The following is a 13,321-nucleotide window of genomic DNA, read 5'->3' on the forward strand; positions in this document are numbered from 1 at the left end:
ATCAAATCCGTGTTCGGAGCTCGACTCTGGGGATTTTGATTTGAACGGTCATCCCCTCCCCATACTCGCTGATTATGGTTAAACCGAACAGCGGCCCGTACTCCAGCTGAATTCTTGAATGCAGGTTTTTAAGGCCGATTCCCGAGCTGCCAAACGTCAGCTCAGCTGCCTCATCGGCCAGATAGGCGTTCAATTCCATTTGATCGCTGGCCGTCATGCCCGTTCCGTTATCCTGCACCATGATGAATATACCGCTTTCATACGGCTGAACCGCAATCTTGATTTTTTTCGGTCCGTTCACTTGATCAAACCCGTGATGAATGCAATTTTCGACCACGGGCTGCAGCAGAATAGGAATCGTCATGCAGTTCAAAAGCTCTTGATCCAGGTCATAGTCGACGATCAGGGAATCTCCCGAACGAATCTGCTCTATTTTGAGATAATTCCGGATCTGATGAATCTCGTCGCGAAGCTCGACCTTCGAATCTTGTTTATTCAGACTGTAACGAAGCATGCCGCCGAGGGCTGAGGTAATCTCCACGATCCCCTCCCTGTCACCGATTTCCGCCAAGGCCCGGATCGCCTCAAGGTTATTAAACAAGAAATGAGGCCGGATTTGAAGCTTGAGATTATTGAGCTCCGCTTCCTTTTGCTTAAAACGAATTTCAAGCACCTGGTTGATCAGCTCATCAATTTTCTGATTCATTTTATTGAACGCTCTTCCGACCAGGCTGATTTCCAAATTACCGTTCAAGGAATGATAGGCCACGTTAAAATCACCCTTCTCCACCTTGCCCATCAGCATGCGGAGCGTCTTTAAAGGCTTCGTGATCGTATCGGACAACAAGACGGAAACAATGACGATGACCAGAACAATAAGGGCCATTACCGTGAGAATGGTTTTATATAATATGGCTTTCCCTTGATTCATCTCGGATTCGGACACCATTCCGACGATCTTCCACCCCGTATCCGCAGAATCGATATGATGAACAATCAGTTTATCGCTGGCCGTTTTAATATCCTGTATCCTGTCATTCGAGGCATCGATATTCGGCAGCGCTTCCATATAACGGTTATTTTTGCTGTAGATATTCTGATGGTGGTCATCCAGCACAATAATATTCGAATCCTTGCCCAGATCCACAGGCTTGAAAATACTTTCCAGACCGGTAAAGTTCACATCGATGATAATAACGCCCAGGATCGGGCCATTATAGATCTTGATCGCTCTGACGACTGAAAAAGCGGGCTCCGGACGGTTAATAATTCGTGAATCATTGACCTTTCCGGTGAAAACGACCTTTCCATTCGATGCAATCGCTTTCTTGTACCAGGGCGAGCTTTTGAAGTCATACTGATAATTAATGGCTACATCATAGAGGGAGCTCGTAAAAATCTGTCCGTCTCTCCTGTAAATGGACACGCTTTGCAGGTCCTCCCTGGGATTGCGGATCGCCTGCGATAGAAGCCCTTGAATTAGTTTGAAATCCGAATCGCCTATATTCCCGGTTTGCTGCATAATATTCAAAATTTGGCTGTTATAATAGGGGAGAACCGACAGCCTGGTAAGCTCATCAAGATAGGTGTCCAAATGTTCATTGACCAGATTTACAGTATTGACCACATTATTATCCATGCTCTTGGTAATCTGATTGCTATAGATCCAGCTTGACAGCACGGTCAGGAATATCATCGGAATAAGGACCAAAGGCATAAACGTAATAATCAACTTTTTTTTAAACGTACGGGTTTCCCAATAATTTTTTAGCGATGGCAAGCTGACACCTCCATGTTGTGCCAAACGGCTCTGTGTTGTCTCACTTAATAATGAACAATCTTCAATAGTCATTGTAATTCCAGCTTAGGGATATGTACAGGATGGAAAAGACAAAATCCCCTGCCGGCCATAAGCCGCAGGGGATTCGATCTAAGGAGAGCAATCGGAAGGCACAAGGGCGAGCCAACCGGTTGCGTGATATGATTAGTGTACCTTAATGCTGTCACTGCCGGTAAAATGGTTTCCATCCTCCAGCACTCCGTTAATCTTCACTTGTACCTCGCCGGTTTGCCCCGAAAGGAGGTTAATCAGCTGTTGCCGGTCAAATTTAACCGTAAATCCCTTGGAACTATCCCCTTTGGCATCTCCCCCTTGCAAAGTGCCGCCATTCACGCTCATGGAAACGGATGACAGCCTTATATTGGAGTCTCTATTATATTCCGGGATATTTATATGAACCGTCACAGAATGATCTCCTCCATGGCTCTTAAGATTCAGCGAGCCGGGATTTACGTTTACATCCGCGATATACGTTACATAAATGTCAGGCGCTGGAGGCTGTATCATACCTTCTCCCAAATAATAGCTGGTATGCGGAGGCTGGTTGTAAGCTACATTCTGCCAAGCCACGTCCAGACGGTATAGCGGGTCGTGCATGAGCGTAGGAAGGCGATGCTCCGTAATCGCTGTCGTCGTATAAATTCGCAGCGCGCTGCTGTCGGCTGTTCTCCAGATCGCTTCTTCCCGCCAGTCGCCCAGAATATCGGCCTGCAGGCTTGGAGTGCCTTTCGTAGAATTATTGGACAGCGTACCTTCCGCAGTCAATAAGTTGTTGGTCGCGACATTTATATAATCCCATTTGTCAATCTTGCCGGGACCTGCTCCTATGGCTGAATTGTAATTATGATCCAGAAGCTCACGAAGCAGATCACCATCCCACCAGATGCCGAAGTTAGTAGAAGATGGCGTAGAGCTGCTTATCTTTTGGCCTTTTACGGTGTTTAAGCCAACGCCGGAGCCAGCCCATTGTTCCTCGCCCAAATAGTTAGGATCGATATCGGCCGACATCCCCCTGCCCGTATCTGTACCTGTAAATATCCCCCAGATGGTTTGGCCTGTAGCGGCATCCCAAACCGCTGCGCCATACGGGGAATCCTTATGCTCCATGACTTTAAATACTTCCAGACCCGGCCTGTCGGGATCCAGATCCCCTACATGAAGCGCATCGCCATGACCCAATCCTGTGCCATACAGAACTTGACCGTCCTCGCTAAAGGTCATGGCACCGTAAACAATTTCATCCCTCCCGTCGCCATCCACATCGGCCGCAGTCAAATTATGATTCCCCTGGGCTTCATAGGCGGGATTGCCGTTGCTGTTAAAGGACCATTGCTTGGTGAGCTTGCCGTCTCTCCAATTGTAGGCTGCCAATGAGGTTTTAGCGTAGTAGCCGCGAGCCATGACCAGACTCGGTCTTTTGCCGTCGAGGTAGGCGATAGTTGCAAGAAAACGGTCGACACGATTGCCGTAGTCATCGCCCCAATCGTTGACATTTCCCCGCGCTGGTTCAAAAGGTACGGAAATCATCTCTTTCCCGGTTGCGCCTTCAAACAAGGTGAGATATTCCGGACCGGATAACACATAACCTTCAGCAGTCCGGAAATCCGCGTTGGGGTCGCCTATAACCTTTCCCGTGCCATCTACGGCACCGTCAGCCGTTCTCATGGCCACTTCCGATTTACCGTCACCATCCAAATCATAAACCATAAACTGCGTGTAATGGGCTCCGGCGCGAATGTTGCGGCCAAGTGATATTCTCCACAGAAGGGTACCGTCCAGCTTATAGCTGTCGATATATACTTCACCGGTTACACCACTTTGCGAATTGTCCTTGGAATTGGAAGGATCCCATTTCAGAATAAGCTCGTATTGCCCGTCCCCATCCACATCTCCGACACTTGCATCGTTAGCGTTATACGTGTACACAGAGCCATCCTGATTGGTCCCGTCAGCCGGCTTCCGCAGGGGAACATCGAGATATGATCCACCCCAAACGCTCACTTCCTCAGACGCTGGCTGCTGCTTGCCGTTCAAGACGGCTCGAACCGTGTATGCGGCACTTGTCGTTCCAGATGCATCCAGATAGTTGGTGCTGGTGAAGATCGGAGCGTTATTTACTTTTTTCCCGTCACGGTAAAGATTAAATGAAATATCAGACGCTTCTGTACCCAGCAGCCGCCAGCTGACGAAGACCCCCTCATCGGTTTTAACCGCCACCAGTCCGCGGTCCAGATATTCCATCTGTCTCTTCTCTTGCGCTTGCCCGGTTGCAGCATCCGCGGGATTTGCTGTAACCGTTTGCAAAGGTGAGCAAACAGCCGCAATTTGAATGGAGCCAAGCAGGCACAATCCGGTTTTCTTCATAGATCGCTTCCATTTCCGTACGTTTCCCATTAACTAGAGCCTCCTATAATTGGTCATTTATCACAATTATTGTGACTCCTTAAACCTAATTCATTGGCAGTTTTACAGCAATAGGATTTTTTTGCAAACAAGATAGTATTAATTCAATAGAATAGTTCAAGTTAAATTTTCGGCATCCGCATTTCCGATTTTGACAGCCTGTCTGCGTACATGATACTGTAACTTTAAGTCTTGCATTGTGTAAAGTAAGGGAGAGATCCTGCCTATGTATGAACAGAAAACAAAAGAAACCGACAACTCTGTTATCGAGTTTATTGAAAATGTCGAGAATCTTAAGAAACGTGAAGACGCCTATAAGCTGCTGGATATATTTACAGAAACGACTGGTTATCCTGCGCGAATGTGGGGACCCAGTATAATCGGGTTTGGTTCGTATCACTACAAATACGATTCTGGTCACGAGGGTGATGCCCCGCTCGTTGGCTTTTCACCCCGAAAAGCCAAGATCAGCCTGTATTTTGCGACAGGCGACACGGAGCGGGAGGCGCTATTGCAGAAGCTCGGAAAACATACATCGGGGAAAGCCTGCGTCTACATTACCAAAGCAGCCGACATTAATCATGAAGTTTTGAAGGCGCTGATTAACCAATCTGTAAAGTTTCTGAATGAGACCTACCAAAAACAATAAAGTGATCGATCACATTACCATGTCCTGGTCTTATTGATCTCTGTCTTTTTCTGAAAAGACTGTTCCAGATCGATATCCAGCTTATTGGCAAGGTCGCAGATATTCCACACTATATCGTACATTTCCAGACCAAGACGATCTTTGATTTCTTCCATCTTCTCATGGTCCGGATGATAGGAAATATGCAATAGCTCCCTGACCATCTCTCCTACTTCGGTAACCAGAAAAAGCGATCTTTGTTCAATGGTAGACTTGTCGAACCCCTTCTCGATACTGAATTCTTTGGTATGTTTTTGCATCTCGGATATTTGCATGATTGAACAACCTTCCTTGTCATCATTATTATTTATGCATGAAACACTGAAATTTAACCCGTTGATAAAGTGAGGCACTCCATTATAAGGAGCGGCCTCGCTTTTTTTCTGTCGGGCTGTCTCTTAAAGCTCTATCCCGTTTATTGTAGAAACACACGATACATTATACTATTAACGCCGTGTTAGTTGAATAGATCAACAGAATGGAAGCCATTATTAGCCCGCTTATTTACAGAAACCAAATATGGTTAACAATGGTATACTCTAAATATAAATAAGCTGTAAAGACTGCTCCATTATGGGAGAACCTTATTATTCAACAGACTTGAATAAATAGTAAGGAGCGATGGGCATGGCACAAGCGTATTCTGCGGAAATCCCGAAGGAAAAACTGATATTAGCAAAAAAATATCCCGTTCAGATTGTCGACACGATTGGCGTCAACGCCCACTACCAGAGGCTTCATTGGCATGATATATTGGAAATCAACTTCATTAAAGCCGGGACAGGCTATTACATCATTAACGGACAGACGTTTGAATTTCAGCAGGGAGATATTTTGCTCATTAATTCAAATGATCTTCACCGCGCTTACGAGACAAAAGATCTGGTCATGCAGGTCATATCGTTCGATGCTTCCTGGTTTATGAGCAGCCTCCGGTACGATCCCGTCATCCTGTCGCCATTTAAGGAGATGGGGGTTAGTTTTACGAATCTGCTCGACCGGAATAATCAGCAAATCGGGATGCTCCGCTCGCTTCTGCTGGAAATTCAGGATGAGCATAACCGCAAAGAAAGCTCCTATGAATCCATCGTTTACTCCATTATGCTCCGTTTCCTGGCTACCGTTAACAGACACTTCCGCAATACAAGCATGAACCGTGCCAAACAGGCCATCAACGCCCAGCAATTAGAGAAAATACGCAACGTCATTCATGCGATGGAGGAAAATTATACCCATGCATGGACACTGGAAGAGCTTGCCTCGCTCGTTTACCTCAGCCCCTCCCGCTTCAGTGATCTGTTCCGGTATGCGGTCGACACTCCGCCTCTGCTTTATTTGATTCATATCCGCCTGGAACGCGCTATTGAGCTGCTTGAAAGCAATTCTATGAAAATTATGGATGTTGCCCATGAATGCGGTTTCCGCAGTTTATCCAATTTCAATCGCCTGTTTAAGAAGCATATCGGGGCTTCTCCTAAAAAACTCAAGAACCACCATTGGAAACAAACAGTAAGATAGTGTTGCTTTATAAGCGATTTGATGGAGAATAACGGTATTTCTCCCTCTATAATAAGGAAATAAGGAATATTTAAGGGGGAATCAGATGCTGCAGACGAAAACCTCCAGACTGACACGTTTGTGGCGGCAATGGGATATTCAACTCATGGTAGTGCCTGCATTGCTTTTCATATTTGTGTTCAGTTACATCCCCATGTACGGAGTATTAATGGCCTTTCAGGACTACAGCATCTTCAAAGGTTTTCTGAACAGCCCCTGGGTAGGCTTTAAGCACTTTGAGATGTTTTTTCAGGCACCTGAGTTCTGGACCATCATGCGCAACACGTTAGTCATCAGCATACTGAAGCTTGGCATCGGTTTCCCGGCCCCCATTCTATTGGCGTTAATTCTGAACGAAGTCGGTCACCGCACCTTCAAGCGCATCGTGCAAACCATCAGCTATTTGCCCCACTTCCTGTCATGGGTAATCGTGTCCGGATTCGTCATTTCCATGCTGTCTACGGATAATGGGAGTATCAACATCCTGCTGCAGGCGCTTCACATTATTGATGAGCCGCTGAATTTCCTGTCGATTCCCGAATACTTCTGGGCCATTCTCGTGGCGACTGGGGTGTGGAAGGAAATCGGTTTTGCCTCTATCGTTTATTTAGCCGCGATTGCAGGCATAAACCCTCATTTATACGAGGCCGCCGCTATAGACGGAGCCAGCAGGATCAGGCAGATCTTTGCCATCACCCTCCCTTCAATTATGCCGGTCATTATCGTATTCTCGATTCTGGCAATCGGCAATCTGTTGAACGCCGGCTTTGAGGACATTCTCCTGTTAGCCGCAAACCCTGTGCTCCGCGACGTCAGCGATGTCATTGAAACTTACGTATACCGCGTCGGCATTAACAATTCCAGGTTTTCGTATGCAACGGCGGCCGGGCTCTTCAAAGCCGTTATCAGTGTCGGACTTCTGGCAGGCGCTAACTATCTGGCCCGGAAATCAGGCAACAGCTTATGGTAGCGGGAAAGAGAGGGTAAAGCTATGAAACTGTCATTAGGCGACAAAACATTCGTCGGAATCAATTATTTTTTGCTGACGCTGCTTGGCTTTTCCTCCTTTTATCCATTCTGGAACGCTGCCGTTATTTCATTCAACTCCGGTACAGATACCATGCTCGGCGGCATTACGTTCTGGCCCCGGGTGTTCTCCCTGCAAAATTACGAGGTCGTATTCAAGGACGAACGGCTGGTCAATGGCTTTATCATTTCCGTGCTCCGAACGGCGGTCGGAACGGCCTTGTCGATTTCCGCCACCGCCATATTCGCCTACGGCATGACCAAAAAGCAGCTGATAGGACGCAAATATTACATGATCATGTGTATTGTCACGATGTACTTCAGCGGTGGCCTGATTCCGAGCTATTTGCTCATCCGTGAGCTGGAATTAATGAACACCTTCTGGGTCATGGTCATCCCGGGCATTATCAGCGTCTGGAACATGATTATTTTCCGTACATTTTTTGCGGGCATTCCAAGCGGTCTGGAGGAATCGGCGCAAATTGACGGCTCCTCCAATTGGGGCATTCTGTTTCGCATCATCTTCCCCTTATCCGGCCCGGTCATTGCGACATTATCGCTGTTCACAGCCGTGTATCACTGGAATGACTGGTTTACGCCAGGCTTGTATATATCGAATGTGGATCTTCTCCCTATTCAAACGAAGCTTCAGCAAATTCTGAACTCCAATATTATGGCGGAGCAGATGGCCCAGATGGATTCAGCGGCGCAGGGCCGGTTAAACTCGATGAAGGCCGTAACGACCAAATCCTTGTCGATGGCTACAATGATGGTCGCGACCGTACCGATTCTATGCGTCTATCCTTTAGTGCAGAAATACTTTGTGAAGGGTGTTCTTATCGGCTCTTTGAAAGAATAAGCGAGGTTAACGATTATTGCCAGTAATCAAGGGGAGGGAGTTTGGAGATGCAAAAAATCAAAAGAACGTATCAAGCCGCCTTGTCAGCCGTACTCGCTGCCGCAATGGTTATAACGGGATGCTCCGGCAACAACGAGCTGTCCCCGGGGACAAACGAAGGGGATCCCCCTGCGGAAACTTCCTTTGTGTTAGGCGAGACGCCGCTCGATTTTTCCTTCTATGGGCATTATGACTGGTATACGATGCCGAATTGGGGCGAGGATTCCGCTACCAAGTGGATCCAGGACAATAAAAAAATCAACATTACCCCGATCAGCTCGGGCGGCAACGCCCAGCAAAAGTTCAATACGATGATCGTTTCGGGCGAGCTGCCCGACGTCATCTGGATGGAACGCGATGCCGATGTCGAGAAGCTTCGTTCCGAGGGTATGCTCGTGCCGTTCGATGAGTACCTGGAGAAATACCCCAATTTGAAAAAATGGGCCGGAGAAGATGCGATTGACATGCTGCGGTCCCCGGACGGCAAGCTTTATCAATTCCCGAACTGGTATACGACGCAACCTAACGGCAATGCAGGCTATTTGGTAAACAAGAAAATTTATGAGGAGCTTGGTTCCCCCAGCCTGGAAACGACCGATGAGCTGTTTGATTACCTGAAACAAGTTAAGGAAAAGTATCCGGATGTCGTACCGCTTGAAGTCGGGCAAAGCGCTTCGGGTATCGACATTCTGGTATCGGCCTTCGCGGAAAACCGCCCTCCCACATTCAACGCTATGATGGCGGTACCGTCCGGCGATAAGCTGACTTCCCTCTTCACCGATCCGGTCTACCGGGAATTCATCCAATTTGCCAGCAGGCTGTATCGGGAAGGGCTGATTTCACAGGACTCCTTCACGCAAAAGCTGGAGCAGGTCGAGCAAAAGGTGCTGACCGGCAAAATCGCAGTGTTCATCGCATCCAGTCCAACCGAATTCGGATCAATTGGCAACACGCTCCTGAAGGAGCAGGACCCTGACGCCGGTTACATTATGGTTTGGCCGGTGCATAAGGAGGGTCTTGACCGCAACAAAATTTTCCCTGGCGACTACACACAGCTGGGCTGGAACGTCAGCGTCATAACAAAAGCGGCCAAAGATCCGGAGGCCATCTTCGCATTCCTCGACTGGTTTACCGGCCCTGAAGGCCAGCGTATCATTATGTGGGGACCTGAAGGCTTATACTGGGAAGGCACGGATGAGAATGAATATCCTCTCTTCAATGATGCGTTTGTAACGAAAGCGGCTGACCGCGAGAAATTAATGTCTGCTATTGTGAACTTTCAATGGAACGGCAATACCGTATATGTCGATAAATCCAAAATGAAATTCGAGTCCACCCTTCCGCCTGAAAAGCGCAGCTGGGATACGTACTGGCAGTCAGAAATAACGTGGAAAACCCAGTTTAATACAACGGAATTTGTAAACCTGACTCCGGCGGGCGATACGGAAGAGGGCATTGCCCAGCAAAGCGTATTCGATATTTATGAAAAAGCAAGAGCGAGTGCCATCATGAATGCGAAAACCGATGAGGAAGTATCCTCCGTCCTGGATCAGGCCGAGGCCGATGCGCAGCAAGCGGGCTACGAGAAGCTTCTGCAGTATAAGACGGAAAAATGGCAGGAAAACAAGAGCAAGCTTGAATAAGTAATCTCCATGGCGCAAAAGTCGCACCTTTGTGCGACTTTTGCAAAGCGAATGGGGTCCAGCTCGTTCAACTTATATAGTCCAAAGTATTCTTGATATCCACGCTCCGCTTTAACTAGCCCTTTACCGCTCCCTCAATCATTCCTGCAATCAATTGCTTCTGAAAGATCAAGACAATGATCAACAGGGGAAGCACGCTTATGACCGAACCGGCCATGATGAGATGGTAGGGCGTATTATTGCTATCTTCCAGTGCTTTGAGCGCAACAGATAATGTCATATGCTCTTGAGATCTCAAGATAACGGAAGGCCACAGGAAGTTGTTCCACTGCTTGACGAACAGGATAATGCCTAATCCCGCAAAGCCCGATTTTAAATTCGGCAATACAATTCGACGGAAAAGCTTGAATTCACTGCAGCCGTCAATACGTGCCGCTTCCAGCATCTCATCCGGAAGCGATGTACAATATTGACGCATGAAAAATATACCAAAGGCGTTTGCCAGGTCGGGTAAAATTACTCCCCAGATGTTATCTATTAAATGTAAGCCTTTATATATTGAGAATAACGGTACCATAGTAGCCTCGTGCGGTATCATAAGAGAAGCAAGTACGAATATGAACAAAATCTTCTTACCCTTGAAATGATACTTCGCAAAGGCAAAACCACCCAAACCGCAGAACAGTAATGCAATCAGCGTCGAAGTCGAAGACAGCAAGAAGCTGTTCCATGTGATGATGCCGAATTTCCGATTTACAAATAGCTCCGTGAAATTCTCCCAGTGTAGTTTTAATGGAATCCAGATCGGCGGATTCACAAATATTTCACTGATGTCCTTAAGTGAAGAACTGAACAGCCAGAACAGCGGAAATAGTGTTGCCAGTGAAATTAAGGTCATCAGTATGAAGGCCAGCGTCGATGTCCAGCCCCGCTTCGTACTGGATGCGGCAGCTGCTCGACGCATTGTCACCGTTTTTTCCATGAATTTTCCCCCATTCCTAATCTTTATCATCGAATACGCGCATCTGAATTAATGAAATCGCCATCATCAGAATAAAAAAGCAGACGGCAATCGAAGATGCGTATCCGAAATTAAAGTTTTGGAAACTCTCATTATACAGCATTAGAATTGGGGTCAATGTCGAATTAAGCGGCCCGCCCTGAGTCAGGATAAACGGCTCTGTAAACAGCGAGAACGTTCCAATCGTAGAGAGCACGGTACAGAACAGGAGCATTTTTTTGACCAAAGGAATCGTGATAAGAAAAAAGCTCTTCAATTTGGTTGATCCATCCACATAAGCCGCTTCATACAAATCCTTAGATATGCTCTGCAGCCCCGTCATAAGCAGGAGCATATTGTAGCCAATCCAACGGTACAACACCATCACCGCTACGGAAATGCGAGCCCACCAGGGGGATTCCAGCCAAGGTATCGGACTATCGATCAGCCCCATATTGTCAAGTACAGTGTTGATCAAACCATCCTGGGTATTAAACAGCAAGACGAACACGAATGATACAGCCACTACCGATACAAAGTTGGGCACAAACAGAGCCATCCGAAAAAAGCCTTTTCCAACCATCCAATTGGAATTCAGAATGGAAGCAAAGATAAGTCCAAGAAACAGCATTATCGGCACGTACATCAAGAAGATAATCGAGCTGTTCCAGAGGGATAACCAAAAGTTCTTATCCCCGAACAGCTCAATATAATTATCAAATCCGATCATCGTCTTCTCGCCAGAACCATTCCAGTCCGTAAAGCTGATATAGAACGAATACAGAATGGGATACAAGGAGAAGACGAAAAACAATATGAAATAGGGTGATATGTATATATAGGGAGCAAACAATAGCTGCTTGTTCCATTTGGAAGTCTTCATATCGTCCCCTCCTGACATGTTAATTAATTTCTCTTCGTCTTGCTGCGAAGCTCATTCGCCATTTCCTTTAGCGCCTGCTCAGAGCTAACATTATTGAGAAATACTTTAGCCCATACATCAGTCATCAGCTTGTTTGCCATTGGAAAATCGGACGTATATGCGAGCGGATACGTATTTGCGAGAGATTGGGCGTACACTTTACGAATCGCTTGATTATTGAAATAGGCTGATGTTTCTTCCATCGATGCATCATCATTCACCATCAGAGCCGGAAACAGGCCTGCACCCGTCATCATTTTCACTTGCGATTCTTCATTGCCAAGCATGAATTCAATGAAATCCCAAGCCTCTTCGGGATGCTTGGAGTTTTTGTTGATTGCCAGATTCGCTCCACCCTGGTTAGCACCCGTATAGGTGTCATCCTTCGACCATTTCGGCATCATCGTTACGGACCATTTCCCCTTGTCTGACGGAGAATACTGATTCTCGATTATCGCATCATGCCATGAGCCCCCAACAACCGTAGCGATCTTCCCATCACGAATACCGTTACCCCATTGATCGGTGTTCGCACGAGCATCGAAAACAAGCCCATCTTTCTGCATCTTGATCAGGAAATCTGCCGATTCCTTCACTTCCGGAGAATCCACGGCTACCTTCCCCTGGTCATCGAAGTACCACAAGCCACGCTGCCACAGCATCGATTCAAACATCCGGCTGCTGGAATTTGTCTTGGAATCCCCGTACATGAAAGCTCCTGTTTTCTCTTTGACCAGCTTGGCAGCCTCATAATAGTCATCCCAGGTCTGAATCTTCTTGGCGACCTCTTCGGGATCGGTAGGAAGACCAGCTTGGGCAAACAGATCATTACGATAGAACATCACGACCGGACCGCTATCCCAGGGCATTGCGTATATTTTTCCATCCCGAGTGGCATCTTCCCATTTATAAGCACTCATCTTATCCTTGTAAGGCTCCACGCGCGAGGTAATGTCCAGCAAGGAATCGATTTGTACGATTTGAGATAGATTGGTGGACTCCACAGCTACAATATCCGGTACCTCATCTTCCGTACTTGAAGTAATTAAATATTTGGAGTACAAGTCGGTAGACTTCATGGTTTGAAACTCAATCTCGATATTCGGATACTTGGCTTTGAAAGCATCCATATTCAAATCCAATCCGTCTTTTGCCGTCTCCCAAATCCATACAACCAGCTTGACCTTCTCATCGCTTGTTCCCGGATCATTCGATGCAGCCTGCTTGGTGGAGCTGGAGCAAGCGCTGGCCAGTAAAGAAATCATGAGACAAGCAATGAGTACATACAGCGTACTTTTTCTTTTCATAAGTCGTAACCCCCTAGTCATTTCTTCATTCTTATCA

Annotated in this window: 10 protein-coding genes and 1 pseudogene; 5 read left to right on the forward strand and 6 right to left on the reverse strand. The window is 46.9% G+C overall.

Going from position 1 to position 13,321, the window contains the following annotated elements; translation table 11 throughout:
- Window position 1: 1 nt before the first annotated feature.
- Both ACFOLF_RS07805 and ACFOLF_RS07810 read right to left on the reverse strand, forming a co-directional pair.
- Window positions 2-1,780, reverse strand: a complete 1,779-nt coding sequence (locus tag ACFOLF_RS07805) for a sensor histidine kinase (RefSeq protein ID WP_210037882.1) — start codon at window positions 1,778-1,780, stop codon at window positions 2-4.
- Between the two features lie 537 nt (window positions 1,781-2,317).
- Window positions 2,318-4,234, reverse strand: a pseudogene (locus ACFOLF_RS07810) (rhamnogalacturonan lyase); the annotation flags it as partial.
- 235 nt (window positions 4,235-4,469) lie between these two features.
- Between ACFOLF_RS07810 and ACFOLF_RS07815 the strand changes: the two are divergent.
- The gene (locus ACFOLF_RS07815; RefSeq protein WP_210037884.1) at window positions 4,470-4,892 is read left to right on the forward strand and encodes a DUF1801 domain-containing protein; all 423 of its coding nucleotides are present in this window, start codon (window positions 4,470-4,472) and stop codon (window positions 4,890-4,892) included.
- A gap of 14 nt (window positions 4,893-4,906) precedes the next feature.
- Here the strand turns inward: ACFOLF_RS07815 and ACFOLF_RS07820 are convergent, their stop codons facing one another.
- Window positions 4,907-5,206: a MazG-like family protein gene (locus tag ACFOLF_RS07820; protein ID WP_210037885.1), complete on the reverse strand. Its 300-nt coding sequence runs from the start codon at window positions 5,204-5,206 to the stop codon at window positions 4,907-4,909.
- Between the two features lie 352 nt (window positions 5,207-5,558).
- On the opposite strand from ACFOLF_RS07820, the gene ACFOLF_RS07825 reads away from it, so the two are divergent.
- From ACFOLF_RS07825 to ACFOLF_RS07840, 4 genes are all read left to right on the forward strand, one after another.
- Window positions 5,559-6,449 (forward strand): helix-turn-helix domain-containing protein, encoded by an 891-nt coding sequence (locus ACFOLF_RS07825; RefSeq protein ID WP_210037886.1) that lies wholly within the window; start codon window positions 5,559-5,561, stop codon window positions 6,447-6,449.
- A gap of 85 nt (window positions 6,450-6,534) precedes the next feature.
- On the forward strand, window positions 6,535-7,458 hold the full coding sequence (locus ACFOLF_RS07830) for an ABC transporter permease (RefSeq protein WP_210037887.1): 924 nt from the start codon (window positions 6,535-6,537) through the stop codon (window positions 7,456-7,458).
- A gap of 21 nt (window positions 7,459-7,479) precedes the next feature.
- Complete coding sequence (locus ACFOLF_RS07835; RefSeq protein WP_210037888.1) at window positions 7,480-8,373, forward strand: carbohydrate ABC transporter permease; 894 nt, start codon at window positions 7,480-7,482, stop codon at window positions 8,371-8,373.
- A 47-nt stretch (window positions 8,374-8,420) separates the two neighbouring features.
- On the forward strand, window positions 8,421-10,055 hold the full coding sequence (locus tag ACFOLF_RS07840) for an extracellular solute-binding protein (RefSeq protein WP_210037889.1): 1,635 nt from the start codon (window positions 8,421-8,423) through the stop codon (window positions 10,053-10,055).
- A gap of 115 nt (window positions 10,056-10,170) precedes the next feature.
- Here ACFOLF_RS07840 and ACFOLF_RS07845 read toward each other — a convergent pair whose 3' ends face one another.
- From ACFOLF_RS07845 to ACFOLF_RS07855, 3 genes are read right to left on the reverse strand one after another with little or no spacing between them, the layout of a single operon-like run.
- A complete protein-coding gene (locus ACFOLF_RS07845; RefSeq protein WP_210037890.1) occupies window positions 10,171-11,037 on the reverse strand; it encodes a carbohydrate ABC transporter permease in 867 nt (288 codons plus the stop codon).
- Window positions 11,038-11,053: 16 nt separating this feature from the next.
- Entirely contained in the window at window positions 11,054-11,938 is an 885-nt protein-coding gene (locus tag ACFOLF_RS07850) for a carbohydrate ABC transporter permease (protein WP_210037891.1), read from the reverse strand.
- 23 nt (window positions 11,939-11,961) lie between these two features.
- Window positions 11,962-13,284 carry an ABC transporter substrate-binding protein gene (locus ACFOLF_RS07855; RefSeq protein ID WP_210037892.1) on the reverse strand — a complete coding sequence of 441 codons (1,323 nt, stop codon included), beginning with the start codon at window positions 13,282-13,284 and terminating at the stop codon, window positions 11,962-11,964.
- Window positions 13,285-13,321: the final 37 nt, after the last annotated feature.

It is taken from the genome of Paenibacillus sepulcri (assembly GCF_042647105.1).
GTDB lineage: Bacteria > Bacillota > Bacilli > Paenibacillales > Paenibacillaceae > Paenibacillus_Z > Paenibacillus_Z sepulcri.